The organism is Kitasatospora sp. NPDC048540 (assembly GCF_040651175.1).
Taxonomy (GTDB): Bacteria; Actinomycetota; Actinomycetes; order Streptomycetales; family Streptomycetaceae; genus Kitasatospora.
This window is the reverse complement of sequence record NZ_JBEZIR010000121.1, coordinates 1-21,418: the sequence shown is the minus strand read 5'-3', so window position 1 is coordinate 21,418 and position 21,418 is coordinate 1. Positions and strand designations below refer to the sequence as shown.

At 74.6% G+C, this 21,418-nt stretch carries 23 protein-coding genes and 1 pseudogene; 11 read left to right on the top strand and 13 right to left on the bottom strand.

Going from position 1 to position 21,418, the window contains the following annotated elements:
• Positions 1-83: 83 nt before the first annotated feature.
• The 4 genes from AB0D08_RS32615 to AB0D08_RS32600 form a co-directional block, all read right to left on the bottom strand.
• Positions 84-293, bottom strand: coding sequence for a hypothetical protein (locus tag AB0D08_RS32615; protein ID WP_033818608.1), 210 nt, complete (start codon positions 291-293; stop codon positions 84-86).
• A complete protein-coding gene (locus AB0D08_RS32610) occupies positions 290-670 on the bottom strand; it encodes a hypothetical protein (RefSeq protein ID WP_033818609.1) in 381 nt (126 codons plus the stop codon). Before AB0D08_RS32610 ends, AB0D08_RS32615 begins: the two co-directional genes overlap by 4 nt.
• A gap of 105 nt (positions 671-775) precedes the next feature.
• Positions 776-2,299 (bottom strand): HAMP domain-containing sensor histidine kinase, encoded by a 1,524-nt coding sequence (locus tag AB0D08_RS32605; RefSeq protein ID WP_359893850.1) that lies wholly within the window; start codon positions 2,297-2,299, stop codon positions 776-778.
• The gene (locus AB0D08_RS32600) at positions 2,296-3,069 is read right to left on the bottom strand and encodes a response regulator transcription factor (RefSeq protein ID WP_359893849.1); all 774 of its coding nucleotides are present in this window, start codon (positions 3,067-3,069) and stop codon (positions 2,296-2,298) included. Before AB0D08_RS32600 ends, AB0D08_RS32605 begins: the two co-directional genes overlap by 4 nt.
• A gap of 193 nt (positions 3,070-3,262) precedes the next feature.
• Between AB0D08_RS32600 and AB0D08_RS32595 the strand changes: the two genes are divergently transcribed.
• On the top strand, positions 3,263-3,529 hold the full coding sequence (locus AB0D08_RS32595) for a GlsB/YeaQ/YmgE family stress response membrane protein (protein ID WP_033818610.1): 267 nt from the start codon (positions 3,263-3,265) through the stop codon (positions 3,527-3,529).
• A gap of 113 nt (positions 3,530-3,642) precedes the next feature.
• Here AB0D08_RS32595 and AB0D08_RS32590 read toward each other — a convergent pair whose 3' ends face one another.
• The 3 genes from AB0D08_RS32590 to AB0D08_RS32580 form a co-directional block, all read right to left on the bottom strand.
• Complete coding sequence (locus AB0D08_RS32590) at positions 3,643-4,605, bottom strand: ADP-ribosylglycohydrolase family protein (RefSeq protein WP_359893848.1); 963 nt, start codon at positions 4,603-4,605, stop codon at positions 3,643-3,645.
• Between the two features lie 98 nt (positions 4,606-4,703).
• On the bottom strand, positions 4,704-5,291 hold the full coding sequence (locus AB0D08_RS32585; RefSeq protein ID WP_033818611.1) for a TetR family transcriptional regulator: 588 nt from the start codon (positions 5,289-5,291) through the stop codon (positions 4,704-4,706).
• Positions 5,292-5,342: 51 nt separating this feature from the next.
• Positions 5,343-6,359: an aldo/keto reductase gene (locus AB0D08_RS32580; protein ID WP_359893847.1), complete on the bottom strand. Its 1,017-nt coding sequence runs from the start codon at positions 6,357-6,359 to the stop codon at positions 5,343-5,345.
• Between the two features lie 635 nt (positions 6,360-6,994).
• On the opposite strand from AB0D08_RS32580, the gene AB0D08_RS32575 reads away from it, so the two are divergent.
• The 7 genes and pseudogenes from AB0D08_RS32575 to AB0D08_RS32545 all read left to right on the top strand — a co-directional run bounded on the left by AB0D08_RS32575 (position 6,995) and on the right by AB0D08_RS32545 (position 13,169).
• Entirely contained in the window at positions 6,995-8,506 is a 1,512-nt protein-coding gene (locus tag AB0D08_RS32575) for a M20 family metallopeptidase (protein ID WP_359893846.1), read from the top strand.
• A gap of 207 nt (positions 8,507-8,713) precedes the next feature.
• A pseudogene (gene paaA, locus AB0D08_RS32570) lies at positions 8,714-9,722 on the top strand (1,2-phenylacetyl-CoA epoxidase subunit PaaA).
• Positions 9,715-10,008: a 1,2-phenylacetyl-CoA epoxidase subunit PaaB gene (gene paaB, locus AB0D08_RS32565; protein ID WP_033820836.1), complete on the top strand. Its 294-nt coding sequence runs from the start codon at positions 9,715-9,717 to the stop codon at positions 10,006-10,008. Before paaA ends, paaB begins: the two are co-directional and overlap by 8 nt.
• A 16-nt stretch (positions 10,009-10,024) precedes the next feature.
• Complete coding sequence (gene paaC / locus AB0D08_RS32560) at positions 10,025-10,906, top strand: 1,2-phenylacetyl-CoA epoxidase subunit PaaC (protein WP_033820837.1); 882 nt, start codon at positions 10,025-10,027, stop codon at positions 10,904-10,906.
• Positions 10,900-11,400, top strand: coding sequence for a 1,2-phenylacetyl-CoA epoxidase subunit PaaD (paaD, locus tag AB0D08_RS32555; protein WP_359893845.1), 501 nt, complete (start codon positions 10,900-10,902; stop codon positions 11,398-11,400). The genes paaC and paaD overlap by 7 nt, the downstream gene beginning before the upstream one ends.
• Positions 11,401-12,465 carry a 1,2-phenylacetyl-CoA epoxidase subunit PaaE gene (gene paaE / locus AB0D08_RS32550; RefSeq protein WP_033820839.1) on the top strand — a complete coding sequence of 355 codons (1,065 nt, stop codon included), beginning with the start codon at positions 11,401-11,403 and terminating at the stop codon, positions 12,463-12,465.
• A gap of 101 nt (positions 12,466-12,566) precedes the next feature.
• Positions 12,567-13,169 (top strand): hypothetical protein, encoded by a 603-nt coding sequence (locus AB0D08_RS32545; RefSeq protein ID WP_033820840.1) that lies wholly within the window; start codon positions 12,567-12,569, stop codon positions 13,167-13,169.
• Positions 13,170-13,183: 14 nt separating this feature from the next.
• Here the strand turns inward: AB0D08_RS32545 and AB0D08_RS32540 are convergent, their stop codons facing one another.
• From AB0D08_RS32540 to AB0D08_RS32530, 3 genes are read right to left on the bottom strand one after another with little or no spacing between them, the layout of a single operon-like run.
• A complete protein-coding gene (locus AB0D08_RS32540; protein ID WP_359893844.1) occupies positions 13,184-14,287 on the bottom strand; it encodes an FAD-dependent oxidoreductase in 1,104 nt (367 codons plus the stop codon).
• A 37-nt stretch (positions 14,288-14,324) separates the two neighbouring features.
• On the bottom strand, positions 14,325-14,849 hold the full coding sequence (locus AB0D08_RS32535) for a hypothetical protein (protein ID WP_359893842.1): 525 nt from the start codon (positions 14,847-14,849) through the stop codon (positions 14,325-14,327).
• A 20-nt stretch (positions 14,850-14,869) separates the two neighbouring features.
• On the bottom strand, positions 14,870-15,286 hold the full coding sequence (locus tag AB0D08_RS32530; RefSeq protein WP_359893840.1) for a hypothetical protein: 417 nt from the start codon (positions 15,284-15,286) through the stop codon (positions 14,870-14,872).
• Positions 15,287-15,573: 287 nt separating this feature from the next.
• Here AB0D08_RS32530 and AB0D08_RS32525 point away from each other — a divergent pair, with 287 nt between their 5' ends.
• Positions 15,574-16,752 carry an FAD-dependent monooxygenase gene (locus AB0D08_RS32525; RefSeq protein WP_051812590.1) on the top strand — a complete coding sequence of 393 codons (1,179 nt, stop codon included), beginning with the start codon at positions 15,574-15,576 and terminating at the stop codon, positions 16,750-16,752.
• A 91-nt stretch (positions 16,753-16,843) separates the two neighbouring features.
• Here AB0D08_RS32525 and AB0D08_RS32520 read toward each other — a convergent pair whose 3' ends face one another.
• Positions 16,844-17,215 (bottom strand): YbjQ family protein, encoded by a 372-nt coding sequence (locus AB0D08_RS32520; protein WP_033820842.1) that lies wholly within the window; start codon positions 17,213-17,215, stop codon positions 16,844-16,846.
• Positions 17,216-17,354: 139 nt separating this feature from the next.
• Between AB0D08_RS32520 and AB0D08_RS32515 the strand changes: the two genes are divergently transcribed.
• Together AB0D08_RS32515 and AB0D08_RS32510 are read left to right on the top strand one after the other, a co-directional pair.
• Positions 17,355-18,275 (top strand): hypothetical protein, encoded by a 921-nt coding sequence (locus tag AB0D08_RS32515; RefSeq protein WP_359893837.1) that lies wholly within the window; start codon positions 17,355-17,357, stop codon positions 18,273-18,275.
• Positions 18,276-18,295: 20 nt separating this feature from the next.
• Complete coding sequence (locus tag AB0D08_RS32510; protein ID WP_149038183.1) at positions 18,296-19,012, top strand: aminoacyl-tRNA hydrolase; 717 nt, start codon at positions 18,296-18,298, stop codon at positions 19,010-19,012.
• 24 nt (positions 19,013-19,036) lie between these two features.
• Here AB0D08_RS32510 and AB0D08_RS32505 read toward each other — a convergent pair whose 3' ends face one another.
• Together AB0D08_RS32505 and AB0D08_RS32500 are read right to left on the bottom strand one after the other, a co-directional pair.
• A complete protein-coding gene (locus AB0D08_RS32505) occupies positions 19,037-20,155 on the bottom strand; it encodes an acyl-CoA desaturase (protein WP_033820843.1) in 1,119 nt (372 codons plus the stop codon).
• A 7-nt stretch (positions 20,156-20,162) separates the two neighbouring features.
• Complete coding sequence (locus AB0D08_RS32500; RefSeq protein ID WP_359893834.1) at positions 20,163-21,236, bottom strand: ferredoxin reductase; 1,074 nt, start codon at positions 21,234-21,236, stop codon at positions 20,163-20,165.
• Positions 21,237-21,418 lie beyond the last annotated feature (182 nt).

Here is a 21,418-nt window from a genome sequence, read left to right as displayed (position 1 = left end):
CCCGCCAACGTGCCCGGTGGAGCCCCGGACGACCGTAGACCTGCCCCCGGGGAAGGGCAGGTCTACGGTGGCTCGTGGGTGGGTCAGTTGTCCTCGGTGGCGTTCTGGTCGGCCTCGGCGGCGGCGCTTTCGGCGGCGTCCAACTTCTGCTGGAGGCTGTCGAGTTGGGCCTGGTCGACGGAGGCGGAGGGGGCGGCCTGCTGCGGGGTGGCGCCGTTCGGGCCGCAGGCGGTGAGGAGCAGGGCGGCCGTCAGTGCCAGGGTGGCGAGGGCCGCGGTGGGGCGGGCGGTCACTTGCCGCTCTGGGTGCCGCACCAGGTGGCGACCGACTTCAGGTCGTTCTGCCGGGTCTGCAGGGTGGTGACCAGGCCCTTGCGGTAGGTGAGGCGGTCGTTGAGGTAGGTCTGGATCTCGGTGTGGCCGGCGCTCTTGGCGTTGTTGACGCGCTGCTCCAGCCGGGCCACCGAGCCGACCACACCGGCGTCGCCGTTCAGCCGGGTCAGGGCCTTGGTGACCCGCTCCTCGGTCTTCGGCAGGCGCTTGCAGATGGCCTTGGAGCCGTCGCCGGTCGGCGTCGGGGCGGCCTGGGCGGGGGCTGCGGCCAGCAGGGCGCCGGCGACGGCGAGCGAGGCGACGGCTGCTGCTGCGGCGGCCTTACGGTTCACGGGCACGGCGATCTCCTCCGGTTCTCGGACGCCGTTCGGCTCCGACCCGTCAGGAGCGTAGGACCCGTTCTTGTGGAATCCCTGTGGACGGCCCGGCGGCCGGTCGGCCGGTCAGCCGGAGAGCCAGTCGCGGCGCGGCGGCAGCGGTTCGGCCGCGGCGTCGGGGTGCGGCAGCGGCAGCCGTACGGTGAACCGGCAGCCGCCCGTGCCGGGGGCGTCGCCGATGGTGACGGTGCCGCGGTGCAGGGCGGCCTGCTGGGCGACCAGGGTCAGGCCGAGCCCGGAGCCGGGGCTGTCCTGGCGGCGGTGGAAGCGGTGGAACACCGTGGCGCGCTCCTCCGGCGGGATGCCGGGCCCGTGGTCGTCGACGGTGAGCCGGGCCCGGCCGTCCTCGGCCTGCAGCCGGACCAGGATGCGGGTGCCGCCGTCCTGCTCGCGGCCGTGCAGTGCCGCGTTGCCGAGCAGGTTGGCCAGCATGATCCGCAGGCCCGGCTCCCAGCCGAACACCCGCAGTCCGGCGGGCAGTTCGGCGTGGATCTTGGCGTGCGGGTGGCGCCGGGCGGCCTCCGCGACCTCGGCGTCGACCAGTTCCGCGAGGTCGGGGGAGCTGAACGCGGAGACCTCCACCAGGTCACCGCGGGCCAACGTGTGCAGGGCGGTGAGGAGTTCGAGCAGCCGGGCGTGGTCCTGCTGGAGCTCCTGGACCACCTCGGTGTGTTCGGCGCGCGGCAGTTCGGGATGGGCGGACAGGACGTCGAGGTTGGTGCGCATGCTCATCAGCGGGGTGCGCAGCTCGTGCGAGGCCGCCGAGGAGAACGACCGGGCGGTGTCCAGGGCCTGCGCGGTCCGGGCCGCCTGCTCGTCGTAGCGGGACAGCACCAGGCCGATGGCGGCGGCGAGTTCGTCGACCTCGGCGGTGCCGGTCCGGCCGTGGGCGAAGCCGGCGGCGCCCGCGCCGGGGTCGAGCGCGGCGGCCCGGCGGCTGAGCCGGCGCAGGGATGCGGTGCCGCGTTCGGCGACGGCCAGCGCGATCAGGCCGGAGACCGGGGCCGAGACCAGGGCGATCAGCAGGAACCGGCGCCGGACCGCGGTCAGTTGGGGCTCGGTGCTGGACGACGGCACCACCAGCCACAGGGTGCCGGGGGCGGCGCCCTCGATCCTGACCGTGAGCACCCGCCAGGCCTGCCCGCCGCCGCGGACCGTGACCGGCCCGCCGGGCCGGGTCGGCAGCCGGACCGAGTCGCTCGGCTGCGGGCCCATCGCGACCAGGACGTCGCCGTCCTGGGCGGCGACCCGGACCCCGGAGTCCAGGGCGTCGTTGATGACCTTGCGCTGCTGGTTCTGCTCGGCCTTGGGCCGTCCCCGGCGGTCGGCGGCGAGCAGGGTCCGTACGCTCGGCAGCACGGCGGCGGCGCGGTCGGTGAGGCCGGCGTCCTCCTGGTGGTGCAGGTCGCGGTTGACCAGCGGGAGCAGCAGCAGGCCGAACGCCACCACCAGCAGCGGGACCAGGACGGTCGCCCAGAGCGCGATCCGGGTGGACAGCCGGATGCCGCGCTGCCGCCGCCCGCGGGCGAGCGGCCCGGGGCGGCCCGGTCCGGCCGGCCCGGCCGTGCCTCCTGTCGCTCGCCGCCTCACGCCTGACCGCCGGGGGCGGGGTTGCGCGGCGCGGGGCTGTGCGGCGCGGGGCTGTCCGGTGCGGGGTGGCCGGCCGGCAGGCGCAGGACGAAGCCGACTCCGCGGACGGTGTGGATGATCCTGGGCCGGCCGCCCTCCTCCAGCTTGCGGCGCAGGTAGCTGACGAAGGTGTCCACCGCGTCGGTGCGCACCTCGAAGTCGTAGCCCCAGACCCGGTCCAGCAGCTGGTCCCGGCTCAGGACGATCCCGGCGTTCCTGGCCAGGTGGGTGAGCAGCTCGAACTCGCGTCGGGTCAGGCGCAGTTCGCGGTCGTCCCAGCGGGCCTGCCGGGTGGCCGGGTCGATCGTCAGCGGGCCCGCCCGCAACCGGTCGCCGGGCGGGGCGGGCCGGCGGCGCAGCAGGGCGTGCAGCCGCAGCACCAGTTCCTCCAGGGCGAACGGCTTGACCAGGTAGTCGTCGGCGCCGGCCTGCAGGCCGGCCACCCGGTCGGCGAGCTCGTCCAGCGCGGAGAGCATCAGTACCGGGGTGTCGTCGCGGGCGGCGCGCAGCGTTCGGCAGACCTCGGTGCCGCTCATGCCGGGCATCGACACGTCGAGCACCACCACGTCGGCGGGTGCCTCGGTGAGCCGGCGCAGCGCGGTGCGGCCGTCCTCGGCGAGCACCACGGTGAAGCCGCTTAGCCGCAGCCCGCGCTCCAGCGAGCGGCGGATGGCGGCGTCGTCGTCCACCACCAGGACCCGTCCCGCCGCTGCCTTGCCGTTCCCGTCCACCGGCCCTCCTCCCGCCGTCGTGGGCCGACCCTCTCATGGCCGGGCGCCGGTCGGCAGGCCGGGTTCGCGCGGCCGTGTACGGTCCGGGCGGCGGGTCCTGGGCCGTCCCGTGCAACCGGCTGCGGGCGGCCGTGCGTCCTGCCCGGCGAGGCGGACGTGATTCGCCCGTCCCACGAAGGGCAGGAAAGCGGTTATGGGCATTCTCAGCTGGATAGTCCTCGGCCTGGTCGCCGGGGCCATCGCGAAGTTTCTGCTGCCGGGCAAGGACCCGGGCGGCGTGATCGTCACCACCCTGATCGGCATCGCCGGTTCGTTCGTGGGTGGCTGGCTCTCCTCCAAGATCCTGGACAAGCCGATCTCCAAGAACTTCTTCGACCTCCCGACCTGGGGATCCGCGATCGTCGGCGCCCTGGTGCTGCTGATCGCCTACCGGATCCTGTTCGGCCGGTCGCGGGACTGATGGGCGGCGCGCCCCGCGCGCACGACGGCGCCACCTCCGGGCCGGGCCCTCGGCTGAGTCAGCAGCCGCGGGTCCGGCCTGTCGGCTGTCGGGCCCGCGGGCCGTCGGGGGTGTCAGCGGGGGAGCGGCAGCGCGGGCAGCGGCTCCCGGGCGGCCAGCCATTCGCCGGGCACGCCGGCCAGGCCGGTCCGTGCGGCCGTGATGCCGCCCGCGATGGCGCAGGTGGTGTCCATGTCGCCCCAGCCGCCGACGGTCTGCCAGAGCGTTTGCGGCAACGAGTCCAGCTGCCCGGCGGCGCACCACAGCGCGAACGGGACGGTGTCCTGGGCGGACAACAGGGTGCCCGTGCCGAGGACCTCGGCGGCGTGCCGAAGCGAGGTGCGGTCGGTGAACCGCGCGGCGGTCCGCAGCCCCGACCGGACGTCTCCCGCGGGCAGCCGGTCGGCCACCAGCGTGAGCAACTCCTCCCGGCCGGGCGCGAGTCGGCCCCGGCTGCGGGCGGCGAACGCGGCGGCCAGCGCGACCGCCACCGCACCGGTCACCGCCTCGGGGTGGAAGTGGGTGACCCGGGCGGACAGTTCGGCCTGCCCGGCGACCGTCTCCAGGTCGTCGGAGAACCACGCCCCCAGCGGCGCGACCCGCATCGCCGCGCCGTTCCCGTGCGAGCCCTGTCCGCCGAAGACGGCGGAGGTGACGCCGTGCCAGTGCGCGCCGCCGTCGATCTGCCTCAGCACCTGGTGCATCGACGGGCCGTAGCCCCGGTCCGGGTCGGCGGTGTAGCGGGCGGCGAAGGCCCGTGCGAGCCCGTCCGGCCGTACCTCGCCGTGCTCGGCCAGGTGCTCGACGAGGGTCAGCGCCATCGCGGTGTCGTCGGTCCACGGCCAGGGGGCCGGGCGGGGCGTCCTGGTCCGGTACTCGACGCTGTCCTCGTCCACCCGGGGGTGGAACCAGCGGTCGCCGAACGCGTCGCCCAGGGCGAGACCCTGGAGGCTGTCGAGGGCGGCGGTCGGCGCGGTGCCCGGTGCCGGGTCGGCGTACGGGTCCGGGGTGGTCGGGTGGGGGAGCTGGGCGGGCACGGGGTTCTCCTGGCGGGTGCGGTCCGGCCGCCCATCCTGGCGTCCCCGGGTGCCGTGGCGCGAACGGATTCGGCCTCCCCGGCCGGCGCCCTTGAGGGTCAGGAGCCCTTGAGACCGTGCAGCATCAGCGTCCAGACCGCCTCGAAGTCGGCGTCGGCCTGGGGCCGGCCCCACTCGGCGGAGTGCGCCGGGTCGTGGAAGTGCGCCGTCGCCTGGAACACCGCGCGGGCGGCGGTCCGGACGTGGGTGGGCCGGAACGCGCCCTGGTGGATGCCGTCCTGGATGATGTCCGCGAGCTGGCCGACCAGGGTCTCCACGTGCGCCTCGACCGTGTCGCTCAGCTCGCCGACCAGCGTCATGTAGGTCGCGAACAGCTCCGGGTCCTCCAGTGCCTTGGCCCGCTTCGCCGCGAACAGCGTGGCCAGCCAGCGGTGCAGCCGCTCGGCCGCCGGGCCGCGCTCGACGGTGATCGCCGCGAGGCTGTGGTGCGCACGGTCCAGCCAGCGCTGGGTGACCGCCTCGCGCAGCGCTGCCTTGCTGGGGAAGTGCCGGTAGACGCTGCCGTGGCTGACCCCGAGTGCACGGGCGATGTCCACCACGGTCGCCTTGGCCGGACCGAACCGCCGCAGGACGTCCTCGGCCGCGCTCAGGATCTGCTCGGGGGTGAGTGTGCTCTCCGTGGTCACGGCGGGGTACGTCCTATCGTGCGGTTCTCACGAGCGGTGAGCCGGGGGTGATCAGCGCTCGCTGTCCAGGTGCTCCATCTGTGCGGCAGCGTACCGGTCACCGGCGGCGGACCCGGCGGGGACGGCCGCCTCGACGGCCGCGAGGTCGTCCGCCGACAGCTCGACCCGCAGCGCGCCGAGGGCCTCGGCCAGCCGGTCCCGTCGGCGGGCGCCGACCAGCGGCACGATGTCCGAGCCGCGCGAGGCGACCCAGGCGATGGCGACCTGGGCGACGCTCACGCCCTTCGCGTCGGCGATCCACCGCAGCGCCTCGACCAGCCGCAGGTTGTGGGTCAGGTTGTCGCCCTGGAAGCGGGGGCTGTGGCCGCGGAAGTCGTTCGGGGCGGTCTCCCGGTCGCTCTGCCAGTGGCCGCTGAGCAGCCCGCGGGAGAGCACGCCGTACGCGGTGATCCCGATGCCGAGCTCGCGGGCGGTGGGCAGGACCTCGGCCTCCAGCGAGCGGGAGATCAGCGAGTACTCGATCTGCAGGTCGCTGATCGGGTGCACGGCGGCGGCCCGGCGCAGGGTGTCGGCGCCGACCTCGGACAGGCCGATGTGGCGGACGTACCCGGCCTTCACCAGATCGGCGATGGCGCCGACGGTCTCCTCGATCGGGACGTTCGGGTCGAGCCGGGCGGGGCGGTAGACGTCGATGTAGTCGGTGCGCAGCCGCCGCAGGGTGTACGCCAGGGCCGACTTGGTGGCGGCGGGGCTGGCGTCGTAGCCGAGCCAGCTCCGGTCCGGGCCGCGCTGGGCGCCGAACTTCACGCTGATCTCGACGCCGGCGCGGTCGCGGCCGCGCAGCGCCTCGTGCAGCAGGAGCTCGTTGTGGCCCATGCCGTAGAAGTCGCCGGTGTCGAGCAGGGTGACGCCCGCGTCGAGGGCGGCGTGGATGGTGGCGATGGACTCGGCCTCGTCGGCCGGGCCGTACATGTCCGACATGCCCATCAGGCCGAGGCCGAGGACGGAGGTGGTGAGGCCGGTGGCGCCGAGGGGGGTGCGGGCGAGGGCGGTGCGGGGGGTCGTCATGGGGTGGCTCCGTTGGCTGGTGGGGCTGGGGGCGGGTGACGGTCTTCGGCTGACTGATGACAACTATGGCATGTGAGATGACAGATTTCAATATCTGTCATTCGACAGCGTCACCCATCAGGCGTGGAGTCGGGCCCGCCGAGCCGGTTCGCGGTGCTGAAGCGCCGGGCGAGGTCCATGGTGGAGACGGGTGCGGTCCGTCGGCCGCACCCGCGCTCCGCGCCAGGCCTCGGCGCGGCTGCCCCCTGCCGGAGATTCCCCGAGGGGTGCCCCCGCCACCGGCCGCGATGGACGTGGAACACCCGGGCCACCTCGCAGGGAGACGAACGAATCTTCTAGGCTCGCTTCTCGGCCCGCCCTGCACCGGTGCCCGTCCGCACCGAGGTATCGAGGCCGACGTCCGCGGGCCCCGGGCCGAGCCGGGGTACCGGACCGAGCGAGGAGGACGCAGTGTTGCCCAGCCCGAGGTCGCACCCGAGGTCGCACCACCTGACGTTGCCAAGCCCGGCGTCATGCCGCCGCACCGGACCGCAGCGCACCGGACTGCAGCGCACCGGATTCCGCCGGTCCGTCCGCACCGCGGTCTTCGCGGGCGCGGCGCATCCGCTGAGTACCGTCGGCACGGGAGGTGCCCGATGACCGCGCACACCGTCGACGCGGCGGTCACCGGTTCCGCGCCCGCCTCCGGCGGCGCCTCCGCCGATCGGCAGCCGGGGGACGGTGCGCCGGACGGCGGCAGTAGGAACGGCGGCGCCGCTCCCCGGCCCGCCCGTCGGGCCGACGCCGCGGCCGCCGCAGCACCCACCGCCGCAGCCGCCGCCACCGCGCTCGCCGACCCGGCCGCCACCGCCGCCACCGCGGTCACCGTCGCAGCGGCCACCGCGGTCACCGGCGCGATCACCGTCGCAGCGGCACCCGGCCCGGTCCCGGTCGGCCCGGTCCCGGTGGGGGCGGCCCACCCGGGCTCCGCCGCGACGGCGGCGCTCCCCGGTCTGCCGCAGGCGCTCGGCAGCCGGGCCCGCACGCTGGCCGGCGGGGTCCGGCGGCGGTGCGCGGAGCTGGCGCGGATGGAGTCCCCGTCGGGGGACGCCCCGCGGCTGGACGCGCTGGCGGAGGAACTGTCCGCGGGCTTCCGGGCCACCGGCGCCGAGGTCGTCCGCGAGCCCGGCCCGGCCGGCGACCATCTGGTGGTGGAGTGGCCCGGACGGCGGGCGGACCTCCCGCATCTGCTGGTCGTCGGCCACCACGACACCGTGTGGCCGGTCGGCACCCTCGCGGACTGGCCGGTGGAGGAGTCCGAGGGGCTGCTCAGCGGCCCCGGCGTGCTGGACATGAAGGCCGGGCTGGCGCTGATCGAGGGGGTGTTCGCGCTCCTCGCCGACCTGGGGCAGCGCCCGCACCGCACGGTCCGCCTGGTGGTGGTCTCCGACGAGGAGGTCGGCAGCCCGAGCGGCCGGATCCTGGTCGAGCGCCACCTCCGGGGCGCCGCCGCCGTGCTGGGCCTGGAGCCCTCGCACCCGGACGGCCGGGTGAAGACCGCCCGCCGTGGCTCCTCCCGGGTCCGGCTGACTGTCACCGGCCGCGAGGCGCACGCCGGGAACGACGCGGCGCTCGGCGTCTCGGCCGTCGACGAGCTGGTGGACCAGCTGATCGCCGTCCGCGGGCTGGTCCGGCAGCCGGGCACCGAACTCAACGCCGGGCGGATCACCGGCGGCACGCGCGCCAACGTGGTGGCCGGGCGGGCCGAGGCCGAGCTCGGACTGCGGTTCGCCACCGCCGAGGCGCAGCGCAGCACCCTCGACACCCTGCAGCACCTGACCGCGCTGCGGCCCGGGGCCCGGGTGCGGGCCGAGGTGATCTCCAGCCGGCCGGCCTGGCCGGAGCGGTCCGGGAACCTGCTGCTGCGGCACGTGCGCTCGCTCGCCGCCGCCCTCGGCCAGCAGCTGGACGGCGCCCCGGCGGGCGGCGCCGGTGACACCAACGCGGCCGGCGCCCGCGGGCTGCCCACCCTGGACGGTCTCGGCGGCGTCGGCGCCGGTGCGCACGCCCGGCACGAGCACCTCCGCACCGATCAGGTGGCTCCCCGGATCGCCCTGTTGACGACCCTGCTGGCCGTTCCGCTGCCACGCCTGCGCGACCGGGTCTGACCGGCCCCGTACGGCGTTCCTCCCCGGCCCGGGCAGCCCGCGCTCCCGGGCCGGCGGGGTGTCGCACCCCCGTTCCCCGGCTCCCGCCAGCTCGCCGCCGCCTGCCCGCGAACGCCCCTGCCGCACACCTCGCCGAGGACCCCGGCGGGGGAGCCCCGCCGACCGGTTCGCCGGGCGCCTTGTCACGGGGTGCCACCGGCGTACACAATGGAACCGACCGAACGGTCAGTCGGGAGGTGGGTGCATGACGGCGACAGAGGCGACGGGCCTGGCCGAGCCGGGTCTGGAAGCGCACTTCGACGAGGTGATCGCCGCCGAGCAGCGGATCGAGCCCCGGGACTGGATGCCGGACGCCTACCGGGCGACGCTCATCCGGCAGATCGCGCAGCACGCCCACTCGGAGATCATCGGCATGCAGCCGGAGGGGAACTGGCTCACCCGGGCCCCTTCGCTGCGCCGCAAGGCGATCCTGCTGGCCAAGGCGCAGGACGAGGCCGGGCACGGCCTCTACCTGTACGCGGCCGCGGAGACGCTGGGGATCGACCGCTCCGAGCTGACCGAGAAGCTGATCTCGGGCCGGCAGAAGTACTCCTCGATCTTCAACTACCCCACCCTGACCTTCGCCGACGTCGGCGTGATCGGCTGGCTGGTGGACGGCGCGGCGATCTGCAACCAGGTCCCGCTCTGCCGCTGCAGCTACGGGCCGTACGCCCGGGCCATGGTGCGGATCTGCAAGGAGGAGTCCTTCCACCAGCGGCAGGGCTACGAGCTGCTGATGACGCTGATGCGCGGCACCGAGGCGCAGCGCCGGATGGTGCAGGACGCGGTGGACCGCTGGTGGTGGCCGTCGCTGATGATGTTCGGCCCGCCGGACGGCGACTCGCCGAACAGCGCGCAGTCGATGGCCTGGCGGATCAAGCGGCACAGCAACGACGACCTGCGGCAGCGATTCGTCGACATGACCGTGCCGCAGGCCGAGCACCTCGGCGTGACCCTGCCCGACCCGGCGCTGCGCTGGAACGAAGGGCGCGGCAGCTGGGACTTCGGTGAGCCGGACTGGTCCGAGCTCAAGCAGGTGATCAAGGGGCAGGGCCCGTGCAACGAGCAGCGCGTCGAGCGCCGCCGGGCCGCCCACGAGGACGGGGCCTGGGTCCGCGAGGCGGCCCTGGCGTACGCACAGAAGCGGAGAGCCGAGCGTGGAGCCGATCGTGACTGAGACCAGGGCCGGCTGGCCGCTCTACGAGGTGTTCGTGCGCCCTCGGCGCGGCCTCAACCACGTGCACGTCGGTTCGCTGCACGCGCCGGACGACCGGATGGCGCTGCTGAACGCCCGCGACCTCTACACCCGCCGCAACGAGGGCGTCAGCCTCTGGGTGGTCCGCTCCGACGCGATCACCGCCTCCACCCCGGACGAGCAGGACCCGTTCTTCGCCCCCAGCGGCGACAAGGTCTACCGCCACCCGACCTTCTACGACATCCCCGAGGATGTCCCGCACATCTGACGGGGGACCGCAGACCATGACCGACGACCACGTCTACCTGCACCTCTCCGAGGCGAGCGCCGACCCGGAGGGCGAGGCCCGCTGGGCGTACGGCACCGGCTTCGCCGACCCGCTGCTCGGCGTGGACACCTCGGTGCCGCCCGGCGTGGACGGTGCCGACCTCGCCGCGTACTGCCTGATGCTCGGCGACGACGCGCTGGTGCTCGCCCAGCGGCTGATCGAGTGGTGCACCCGCGCCCCCGAGCTGGAGGAGGAGGTGGCGCTCGCCAACCTCGGGCTCGACCTGCTCGGCCAGGCCCGCCACCTGCTCACCCGGGCCGGCCAGGCCGACGGCAGCGGCCGCAGCGAGGACGACCTGGCCTACTGGCGCGAGGAGCACGAGTTCCGCAACGTCCGGCTGGTCGAGGCGCCGAACGGGGACTTCGCGTTCTCGATCGCCCGGCTGCTGCTCTTCTCCACCGCCCGGCACGCGCTCTACCTGCGGCTGAGCACCCATCCGGACCCGGTGCTGGCCGCCATCGCGGCCCGCGGCGCCAAGGAGCTGGCCTACCACCACGAGTACGCGGTCTCCTGGACCCTGCGGCTCGGTGACGGCACCGCCCACTCGGCGGCCCGGATGCAGGCCGGGCTGGACGCCGTCTGGCCGCTGCTGGAGGAGCTGTTCACCCCGCACGCCGTGGAGCTGCGGCTCGGCGTCGACCCCGCGGGGCTGCGCGAGGGCGTGCTGGCGGAGCTGGCCGCCGTGATCGGCGAGGCCTGCCTGACCGTGCCCACCACGCCGCCGCTGGCGCGGGTCGGCGGCCGGGCCGGGCGGGACGGCGTGCACACCGAGGCGCTGGGCCCGCTGCTGGCCGAGTTCCAGGTGCTGGCCCGGGCCCACCCGGGGGCGACGTGGTGACCACCGGGGTCAGCGCCTGGGAGGTGGCGGCCGCCGTCCCCGACCCCGAGCTGCCCATGCTCACCCTCGCCGACCTGGGCATCCTGGCCGGGGTCGACCAGGACGGTGACGCGGTCACCGCCTGGATCACCCCGACGTACTCCGGCTGCCCGGCGGTCGCCGAGATGGCCGCCGACGTGTCCGGCCGGCTGCGCGCCGCGGGGTTCGGCGAGGTCCGGGTCCGGCTGCGGCTCGACCCGCCGTGGTCCACCGACCTGATCACCGAGGCGGGGCGCCGCAAGCTGGCCGAGGCGGGGATCGCCCCGCCGCACACCGGTGCCCGTACCGCCGGTCCCGGCCTGCTGCGGCTCGGCCCGACCCGGCACCTGGTGCACTGCCCGAACTGCGGCGGCGCCGACACCGAGGAGCTGTCCCGCTTCGGCTCCACCGCCTGCAAGGCGCTCTGGCGCTGCCGGTCCTGCCGGGAGCCCTTCGACCGGATCAAGGAGATCTGAATGGCCGTCCGCCGACCGACGTTCCACGAGCTGCGGATCGCGGCCCTGGAACCGCTCTGCGAGGACGCGGTCGCGGTCACCTTCGAGGTGCCGGACGCGCTCGCCGAGGACTTCGCGTTCCGCCCGGGGCAGACCCTCACCCTGCGGCGGATCGTGGACGGCGCCGACGAGCGCCGTTCCTACTCGCTCTGCTCCGCGGTGGGCGGCCCGCTGCGGATCGCGGTGCGCGAGGTGCCCGGCGGGCTGTTCTCGCGCTGGCTGGTGCGCGAGGCCCGGGTCGGCGAGCGGGTCGAGGTCATGCCGCCGAGCGGGCTGTTCGGGCCGGACCTGGCGGAGCCCGCGGAGCACGTCCTGATCGCGGCCGGTTCCGGGATCACCCCGATGCTCTCCATCGCCGGTTCCGTGCTCGCCGCGCACCCGGGGTCGAAGGTCACCCTGCTGTACGGCAACCGCCGCAGCGACACCGTGATGTTCGCCGACGAGCTGGCCGACCTGAAGGACCGTCATCTCGACCGGTTCCAGCTGCTGCACGTGCTGTCCCGGGAGACCCGGGACGCCGAGCTGCTCAGCGGGCGGCTCGACGCCGAGCGGGTCGGTGCGCTGCTCGCCGCCCTGGTGGAGCTCGAGGCCGTGGGCCACTTCTGGCTCTGCGGCCCGTACGGGATGGTGCTCGGGACCAAGGAGCTGCTGACCGGTCTCGGGGTGCCCGCCGACCGCGTGCACCAGGAGCTGTTCCACGCGGAGGACGAGCCGGTCACCGAGCGCGTCGAGGCCGTCCCGGACGGGGAGTTGAGCGAGGTGACGCTGGTGCTCGACGGGCGGGCGTCCACCCTGGCGCTGCCCCGGGACCGTTCGCTGCTGGACGGCGCCCAGCGCTCCCGGCCGGATCTGCCGTTCGCCTGCAAGGGCGGGGTGTGCGGTACCTGCCGGGCGCTGGTGGTGGAGGGCGAGGTCGACCTGCGGCGCAACTTCGCGCTGGAGGAGAAGGAGTTGGCGGCCGGCTACGTGCTGACCTGCCAGGCCCGCCCGGTCTCCGACAAGGTCACCGTCGACTACGACCGCTGATCCCGGCCGGGCCGCCCCCGGGAATCGGAGGATTCGTCAACTGATCGTCGCACGTGTGTGGTTGAGTGGGCGCACCCTGTTCCGATCCGGAGGGAGACCGGATGCGCCACCACCTGGCCCGCTGTGGAACGGCCCTGCTCGCGACGCTGCTGGCGGCCGGTTGCGGTGCCGATCCGGCCCCGGAGAAGGACGGCCCCGGCGACTACCGGGCGAAGGACGACATCTGCACCGTCCTGCCGTACCGGTTGCTGGTCGACCCGCTGGGCGACCCCTTCGGTACCGACGAGCCGTCCACCCGTGACTCGGGCGGCGCCCCGGCCGCCAAGTGCGTGGCGTCCTTCGACCCGCAGAGCGCCTCGCCCTACCGGCACACCGTCACCACGGTGGACGTCATCTTCCTCCCGGACACCGCGCTGGCCCGCAAACTGCACACCTTCGACCGCACCGAGAACCAGCCCAAGTACGCGATCGGCGGCGCGGTGACCGAGGTGAAGGGGGTCGGCCGGGAGGCGTTCCGGTTCCGCAACACGGCCGGGTCGGACACCGGGCCGATGTTCGAACTGGTCACCCGGGACAGCAACGTGCAGATGACCCTCACCTTCCTGGTCGACTTCCGGGAGCCGCCGGACGACAAGGCGGCCGATGTGGTGCTCCGGAAGATGGAAGAGTTCGCCCGGGCCTCGCTCACCGCGCTGAAGGGCTGAGCGGGCCGCCCGGGTCAGCGCACGGCGAGGGCGGGCTCGCCGAGCAGCTTCACGATCTCGTTGACCGCCGCCCGGCCGGCCCGGTTGGCGCCGACCGTGCTGGCCGACGGCCCGTAGCCGACCAGGTGGATCCGCGGGTCGGCGGCGGCCCGGGTGCCCTCCATCCGGATGCCGCCGCCCGGGCCGCGCAGCCCCAGTGGCGCCAGGTGCTTCACCTCGGGGCGGAAGCCGGTGGCCCAGACGATCGCGTCCACCCGCTCCTCGTGCCCGCCCCAGGCGACGCCGTGCTCGGTCAGCCGGTCGAACATCGGCCGGCGCTCCAGCGCCCCTAGTTCCCGCGCGCGCCGGTACGCGACGGACGGGCCGAGCCCGGTCACGCTGACCACGCTGCGTACCGGCAGCCCCAGCCGCACCCGCTCCTCGACCTGCGCCACCACCGCGCGCCCGAACTCCGGCGTGAACGGCCCCTCGTGGTACACCGGCGGGCGGCGGGTCACCCACAGTGTCCCGGCCACCTCGGCCACCTCGGACAGCACCTGGATCGCGGAGGCGCCGCCGCCGACGACCGCCACCCGCTGCCCGGCGAAGGACTCCGGGCCCCGGTACTCGGAGTAGTGCAGCTGCCGTCCGGCGAAGTGTCCCGGGTAGTGCGGGAGGAACGGCCTGGTCCAGGTCCCGGTCGCGTTGATCAGGGCCCGCGCCGACCACCGGCCGGCGTCCGACTCGACCAGCAGCCGCCCGTCCGCCGCCGGGCGGACCGCGCCGACCCGCACCGGGCGGACCACCGGCAGCGCGTGCTCCGCCTCGTACGCGGCGAAGTAGCCGGGCACCACCTCGCGGGCGGGCGCCGCCGGGTCGGGCGCGGGCAGCTCGAAGTCCGGCAGGTCGTGGAAGCCGTGCACGGTGGCCATCCGCAGCGAGGGCGAGCGGTGGGCCCAGGCGCCGCCGGGCGCGGGGTCGGCGTCCAGCACCACGAAGCCGCGGTACGGCTCGAAGCCGCGGCGGCGCAGGTGGTACGCGGCCGACAGTCCGGCCTGTCCGGCGCCGACCACCACGACGTCGACCTCGGTCGGCGCTTCGGCCGCCGCCCGCTCACTGGTTGCACCGTAAACAGTCACGGTGGTGAAACATGTGGGTGTTGCGGCGTGTTCCCGCTCAGCCGGCCGCCGCCCGCAGGTGCACCAGGCCGGCCACCCCGAAGATCAGGACGGTGTCGACGGCCGGTTCGGCCGAGGTGCCGGGGGTGGCGGTCGCGGCTCCGCCGGGAGCGGGGGCGGGGAAGGTGATCCCGGGGCCGTCGCCGCCGAAGACCGCGCTCTCGCCGGGCCGGATCAGCACACCGGCCGGGCTGAGCGCGTTCTCCGGGCCCGTGCTGCCCCGGAGCGTCGCCCGTCCGTCCGCCGCCGTGCTGACCTGGCTGAGGTGTTCGGGCGTCGAACCCTCGTTGCGGATGGTCACGGTCAGTTCGGCCCCGCCGGACGGCGACCGGCGCAGGACCGCGCCGGTCAGCTCCAGGTGCGAGCGCGGGCTCTCGACCGAGAGCGAGCCGATCGCGGCCGGGGCCGGGGCGGGCGCCGTGGCGGCCCCGGAGCTGCAGCCCGTCAGCAGCGCGAGCAGGACCGCCGCCGATCCGGCGGCGGCCGCGCGGACCTGACGGGCTGGGGTGCGGTGAGGTGACATGGTCCGCATTATGGGCGCGCTTATGCCCGGGCGGCGGGGCGACCCGGCGCGGGCCGGGCGCGGCCGTCCTCCTCGGCGGGGGGCCGGTGGCCGGCGGTGAAGGCGGCGAGGGCCTGCCCGACCGCGTCGAAGGTGAGGGTGGTGAACGCGGCGTGGTCGGCGGCGACCGCCGCCGGGTCCGCGCCGGCCAGCTGCCGGCGCGCGTTGCCGGTGAAGACGGTGCGCGCGGCGGCGAGGCCGAGGGTGGCGGTGAACCGGGCCTGCGGCTCGTCCTGCCCTTCGGCCAGCAGCAGTTCGGCCAGCCGCTCCTCCAGCACCTCCAGCGCCTCGCGGGCGTAGGCGAGCAGCGCGGGGGAGTCCAGCACGGTGAACCAGAAGGCCGGATGGTGGGTGCCGACGGCGGCGAACGGGTGGCCCTGCCTGCCGAACCGGATCATCAGGTCCCGCAGCGCCGTCAGCGGCCCGGTGCCGGGCGGCCGTCCGGTGACGGCTCCGGCGAGCAGGTCGAGCGCCTCGGGGAGCCGGTCGAGGAAGAGCTCCTCCTTGCGCGGGAGTAAGGGCCTTCGTCCAGCAGCACCGGGGTCCCGGCGGCCCCGGGGCGGGCGCCGGGGCCGGCCCGGTCCGGGCGCCGCGGTTCGCCGCCCACTTCGGCGGCATCACCGTCGACGGCACGGCGATCCACCTCGCCGACCCGGCCTTCGCCGACCTCGGCCCGGCCGGCGAGGTGCTCGTCGTCCCGCAGCAGCAGGTCGAGGCGATGCTGGCCGCCCGCGCCGCCGAGCTCGGGGTCGAGGTCCGGCGCGGGGCCGAGGTGACCGCCTTCGAGCAGGACGCGGACGGGGTGACGGTCACCCAGGCCGACGGGCGGCGCCTGCGGGCCGGCTGGCTGGCCGGCGCGGACGGCGGCCGCAGCACCGTCCGCAAGCTGGCCGGGTTCGCCTTCCCCGGGACGGACCCGGAGATCACCGGGCACCAGGCGATGGTCGAGCTGACGGGCGGGGAGAAGCTCGCCCGCGGCTGGCAGGCCACCCCGACCGGGGTCCACGTCAACGGGCCGATGGCCGGGCGCGTCCTGACCGTCCAGTTCGACGGCCCGCCCGCCGACCGCGACGCCCCGGTGACCGCCGCGGAGCTCACCGCGGCGCTGCGGCGGGTGACCGGCGAGGAGGTGACGGTCACGGCCGTCCACTCGGCGACCAGGTTCACCGACAACGCCCGGCTCGCCGAGGACCACCGCCGCGGCCGGGTGCTGCTGGCCGGCGACGCGGCGCACGTCCACTCGCCGTTCGGCGGGCAGGGCCTGAACCTCGGGCTCGGTGACGCCGCCAACCTGGGCTGGAAGCTGGCCGCCGTGGTGCGCGGCACCGAGCCCGAGGGCCTGCTCGACAGCTACACCGCCGAGCGCCGCCCGATCGCCGCGCAGGTGCTGGAGTGGACCCGGGCCCAGGTCGCACTGATGCGCCCCCGCCCGTACGAGCGGGCCCTGCGGTCCGTCGTAGCCGACCTGCTGGGCAGCCCGGCCGGCAGCACGTACATCGCCCGCCAGCTGTCCGGGGTGCTCCAGCGGACCGGGCCCGCCGAGGGCCACCCGCTGGTCGGCGGGCAGGCACCGGAACTCCGGTTCGCGGACGGCACCCGGCTGGCCGACCACTTCCACCGAAGTGGCGCGGTGCTGCTGCGGCTGGCACCGGACGCCCCGAGGGCGGACGGCTACGGGCAGCGGGTCCGCACCGTCACCGCCGACTGCCCTGACCGGCCGGGGCTGGCCGCGCTGCTGATCCGCCCGGACGGGTTCGTGGCCTGGGCGGTGGACCGTGATGCCGCACCGGCCGACGGCCTGCCTGCGGCGCTGGCCGCCTGGTTCGGCTCCCCGGGCGCCCCACCCCGGCCGGCCGCCGGCTGAACCCGCCCGGCCCCTGCCGTCCGGACGCCGCGACGGCAGGGGCCGGGCACCGCCACCCCGGCGGTGCCCGGCCCCGGGGGCCGGCGGTCCGTCAGCCCAGGGGGGAGATCACCGCGGCGGTGCCGTAGGCGCAGATCTCGGTCCCCAGGTCGGCCGCCTCGGTGACGTCGAACCGCATCATCAGGACCGCGTTGCCGCCGCGCGCGGCGGTCTGCTCGATCAGCCGCTCCATCGCCTGGTTCCGGCTCTCCACCAGGGTCTTGGTCAGCCCCTTCAGCTCGCCGCCCACCAGGGACTTCAGGCCCGCGCCGATCTGCGAGCCGAGGTGCCGGCTGCGCACCGTCAGGCCGAACACCTCGCCGATGATCCGCTCGACGCGGTACCCGGGCACGTCGTTGGTGGTGACCACCAGCACGTTGTCGGACGGGCGCTGCCCGCCGCCGTAGTCGTCAAGATTGCTCATCGCACCACCCTTGCCGATGAACGCCGCATCTCCCCGCTGACGCGCCGGGCGGCCCACCGTGCCACGGCGGCGGACGGCCGCCCGAAGAACCCGGTACGCACCGGTGATCCGGGACCCCCGGGGGCCGTACTGTAGGCGCATGGGCGAGCGAAGCGATCATCCGCAGGGGCCGGGCGCGGCGGAGGAGTCCGGCGCGCAGGACATCGAGGCGACGGTGGTGCTCGGCATCCGGATCACCGACTGGCCGTCCCTGCGCGCCGCCGCGCAGGCCGCCGTCGGCGAGCTGGACTTCACCGGGATCGACCCGGACGGGCAGCGCGCCGAGCTGCTGCGCGAGGTCTCCGAGGACCCGAACGCCGCCCTGGGCGCCCTGCTCCACCCGGACCGGCTGGTCGCGGCGATCCCCGGCATCGAGGCGCTCGGCGGGACGCTGGAGATCAGCATCACCGACGACTTCGCCCCGGACTTCGCCGAGCTGTTCCCGCTCGAGACCGACGACGGCGACGGCGGCGACTGGACCCTCACCCCGCGCACCGCCTGCCTTCTGCACACCCAGCTGATCGGCCTCGCCGACGCCGCCTACGACGACCTGGACGAGCACCTCGACGAGCCGGTCACCGACGCCGACGAGAGCGACTGGGCGGTCTTCGCCCGGCTGCCGCAGCGGACCTGGAACCTGCACCGGGCCTGGCGCCGCACGCTCGCCCGGACCTTCGACGACCTCGCCGACGACCTCGCGCTCGGCGAGTGGCCGCTGCCCAGGTGCCTGGCCGAGGAGCTGGCGCTGCGGATGGCCCTGGCCGACGCCCGGGCCCTGCTCGGCGCCCAGCCGGAGTCCGTCGCGGACATGATGGGCGACCTGCCCGCCGACCTGTACGACTACGACTGGGACGGCTGCGCGGACGAGCTGTTCGGCGTGTTCGGCCCGGACGACGGCGACGCCGAGTTCGACGCCCTCCAGCGCACCGAGCAACTGCTGGGCGTGACCCACCCCGAGGGCTGGTTCCTGTCCTACGAGGACGCCGAGGAGCGCGACCCCGGGCGCGGCCACCGCCGCTGACCCCTGGCATTCTTGGTCGGGTGAGTTCACCTTTCGACGCACCCGGCACCCCCGACGAGCCCGCCGACCGGGACGGCAGGGAGCAGTTCGTGCTCCCGCTGGTGGTCCGCCTGGAGCGGACCGACCCACCGGCCAGGACCGACGCCCTGGAGACCTCCGCCCGGGCGGTGCTCACCCTGCTCGCCGACCCGCGGGTGACCGGGGCCGACGGCGAGTGGTCCGAGCGGGTCGCCGCCTGGGAGGACGCCCGGATCCGCAAGGTGGTCCGCCGGGCCCGCGGCGGCGAGTGGCGCAAGGCCGGCGAACTGCCCGGCATCACCGTCACCGGCGGCACCGCCGAGGTACGGGTGTTCCCGCCGGTGCCGCTGGACGGCTGGCCCAAGGAGCTGGCCAAGCTGCAGGTCTCCGGCACCGACCTGGAGGAGGCCGGCGAGCCCGCCGAGCCGCTGCCCGGCACGCCCGTGCTGTGGCTCAACCCCGACCTGGAGATGAGCGCCGGCAAAACCATGGCGCAGACCGGCCACGCCGCCCAGCTCGCCTGGTGGCGGCTGGACGACGGGCAGCGCAAGGAGTGGGCGCAGACGGGGTTCGCGCTGGCCGTGCGCACGGCCACCCCGGCCGCCTGGGCGGAGCTCACGGCGAGCGGGCTGCCGCTGGTCCGCGACGCCGGCTTCACCGAGATCGCCCCCGGCAGCTGCACGGTCGTCGCGGACCACCCGGCGCTGCGCCCCGCCTGACCGCCGGAGAGCCACTACCGGGAATCAGACCGCGACGAGTTCCTGCTCGCGGTCCGGCGTCCCGACCTTGGGCTTCTTCGTCGGCAGCGACAGCCGGAAGACCTTGCGCCACGCGGAGAACACCTGCTTGGGCAGCGGCCCGGTGACGTACTCCAGCTCGTACTTCTCGAACAGGGTGCGCACCTTCACCGCGACTTCGGCGTACCGGTTGCTCGGCAGGTCCGGGAACAGGTGATGCTCGATCTGGTGCGACAGGTTGCCGGTCATGAAGTGCATGGCCCTGCTGCCGCTGATGTTCGCCGAGCCCATCATCTGGCGCAGGTACCACTGGCCGCGCGTCTCGCCCCTGACCGACCGGCGCTCGAAGACCTGTACACCCTCGGGGAAGTGCCCGCACATGATCACCGAGTGGGACCAGATGTTGCGGACCAGGTTCGCGGTGAACGTGGCGGCGAGCGTGGTGAGGAACGACGGGCCCGACAGCAGCGGGTGGATCACGTAGTCCTTGAGCACCTGCTTGCGGATCTTGCGGCCCACGGCCTTGGCCCGGGCGCGGAACTCCGGGTCCTTGCGGCGGCGCTTGTGCAGGTTCTTGCCGAGCTCCAGGTCGTACGCCGCGATGCCGTACTCGAAGAAGCAGGCGTTGACGAGGTTCCACAGCGGCTGGCCGAGGTGGAGCGGGTGCCACTTCTGGTCCTCGTCGACGCGCATGATGCCGTAGCCGAGGTCGTTGTCCTTGCCGATCACGTTGGTGTACGTGTGGTGCAGCTCGTTGTGCGAGTGCTTCCACTGCTCGGCCGGCGAGACGTGGTCCCACTCCCAGGTGGTGGAGTGGATCTTCGGGTCCCGCATCCAGTCCCACTGGCCGTGCAGGACGTTGTGGCCGATCTCCATGTTGTCCATGATCTTCGCCACGGACAGACCGGCGGTGCCGAGCAGCCACGCGGGCGGGAAGATCGAGAACAGCAGCACGCCCCGGCTGGCCAGCTCGAGCTTGCGCTGCGCCGAGATGACCTTGCGGATGTAGGCGGCGTCCTTCTCGCCGCGGCCGGCGATCACTTCGTCGCGGATCGCGTCCAGCTCGCGGCCGAGCTCCTCGATCTGCTCCGCGGTCAGGTGGGCGGTGGGGTCGATGGCGGTCAAGGTGCCTCTACCGTTCGATGTCGCAGGGGCCCGCCGCGGCGGACACACAGGTCTGGATGAGGACGCCCGGCTCGGCCTCGGTGATCTCGCCGGTGCGCAGGTCGCGGACGGCGCCCGCCTTGAGCGGCGTGACGCAGCCGAAGCAGATGCCCATGCGGCACCCGGAGGGCATGAGCACGCCGGCTTCCTCGCCGATGGCCAGCAACGGCGTGGCGCCGTCCGCGTCGACGGTCCTGCCGGTGGCGCTGAACGTGACCTCGCCGCCGCCGCCGCCGCCGCCGTCGCCGCCGGCGACGACGATGCGGGGGCGGAAGCGTTCGGTGTGCAGTCGCTCTCGGACGCCGTGTTCGGTCCAGTGCTCCTCTGCGGCGTCGAGCAGGCCCGCGGGCCCGCAGGCCCAGGTCTCGCGCTCGGCCCAGTCGGGCACGAGTTCGCCGAGACGGGCGATGTCGAGCCTGCCGTCCGTGCCGGTGTGCACCTCGGTGAGGCGCAGCTTCTCCTCCGCGACCAGGTCGTGCAGTTCGTTGCGGAAGATCACGTCTTGCGGCTGCGGTGCGCAGTGGACCATGACGACGTCGTCGAGATCGGTGTCGCGCAGCATGCCCATCACGGGAGTGATACCGCTGCCGGCCGTCAGGTAGAGCACCTTGGCGGGCTCGGCCTGCGGCAGCACGAAGTCACCGGTCGGCTGGTCGAGCTGGATCAGCGTGCCCGGTGTCGCCCTGCGGACGAGGTGGTTGCTGACCTGGCCGTCCGGGATCGCCTTCACGGTGATCGTGATGTGGCCGTCCTCGCGGTCCGTCGGTGAGGTGATGGAGTAGGCACGCCACAGGCGCCTCCCGTCGACGTCGACCCCGATCCGCACGTACTGACCGGCCGTGTGGCCGCGCCAGCCCCGTCCCGGCCTGATCACGATGGTCGCCGCGTCGCCCGTCTCGGGGTGCACGGCCATGATGCGCCCACGGAGGTCGGCGCCCGCACGCAGCGGGCTGACCAGGTCGAGGTAGTCCGACGGCAGCAACGGCGTCGTGACCATCTCCAGCAGTTTCCACGCCCTGCTGCGGAGGGCTGCACTCGTCATGACCCCAGCTTGCTGCGCCGCAGGGCGTAAAGTCCTGACCGTAGGACGTGAATCTGGTCGGCTGAATTGTTCGCAGGGAACAAGAATGTGAGCCATGTAATCCGGAGGGCCAGCGAGCTGGTCCTGAACGAGACGACGGTCACCGCGCTTCGGGCCGGGCTGACGGGCACCGCCGACGAGGT

Excerpts from the sequence above, each read along its gene's own strand:
- AB0D08_RS32515 (WP_359893837.1), top strand. The coding sequence starts at position 17,355 with ATGGGCGAGCGAAGCGATCATCCGCAGGGGCCGGGCGCGGCGGAGGAG.
- paaC (WP_033820837.1), top strand. The coding sequence starts at position 10,025 with ATGACCGACGACCACGTCTACCTGCACCTCTCCGAGGCGAGCGCCGAC.
- AB0D08_RS32500 (WP_359893834.1), bottom strand. The coding sequence starts at position 21,236 with ATGACGAGTGCAGCCCTCCGCAGCAGGGCGTGGAAACTGCTGGAGATG.
- paaE (WP_033820839.1), top strand. The coding sequence starts at position 11,401 with ATGGCCGTCCGCCGACCGACGTTCCACGAGCTGCGGATCGCGGCCCTG.
- AB0D08_RS32520 (WP_033820842.1), bottom strand. The coding sequence starts at position 17,215 with ATGAGCAATCTTGACGACTACGGCGGCGGGCAGCGCCCGTCCGACAAC.
- AB0D08_RS32575 (WP_359893846.1), top strand. The coding sequence starts at position 6,995 with ATGACCGCGCACACCGTCGACGCGGCGGTCACCGGTTCCGCGCCCGCC.
- AB0D08_RS32545 (WP_033820840.1), top strand. The coding sequence starts at position 12,567 with ATGCGCCACCACCTGGCCCGCTGTGGAACGGCCCTGCTCGCGACGCTG.
- AB0D08_RS32580 (WP_359893847.1), bottom strand. The coding sequence starts at position 6,359 with ATGACGACCCCCCGCACCGCCCTCGCCCGCACCCCCCTCGGCGCCACC.
- AB0D08_RS32535 (WP_359893842.1), bottom strand. The coding sequence starts at position 14,849 with ATGTCACCTCACCGCACCCCAGCCCGTCAGGTCCGCGCGGCCGCCGCC.
- AB0D08_RS32595 (WP_033818610.1), top strand. The coding sequence starts at position 3,263 with ATGGGCATTCTCAGCTGGATAGTCCTCGGCCTGGTCGCCGGGGCCATC.
- AB0D08_RS32530 (WP_359893840.1), bottom strand. The coding sequence starts at position 15,286 with ATGATCCGGTTCGGCAGGCAGGGCCACCCGTTCGCCGCCGTCGGCACC.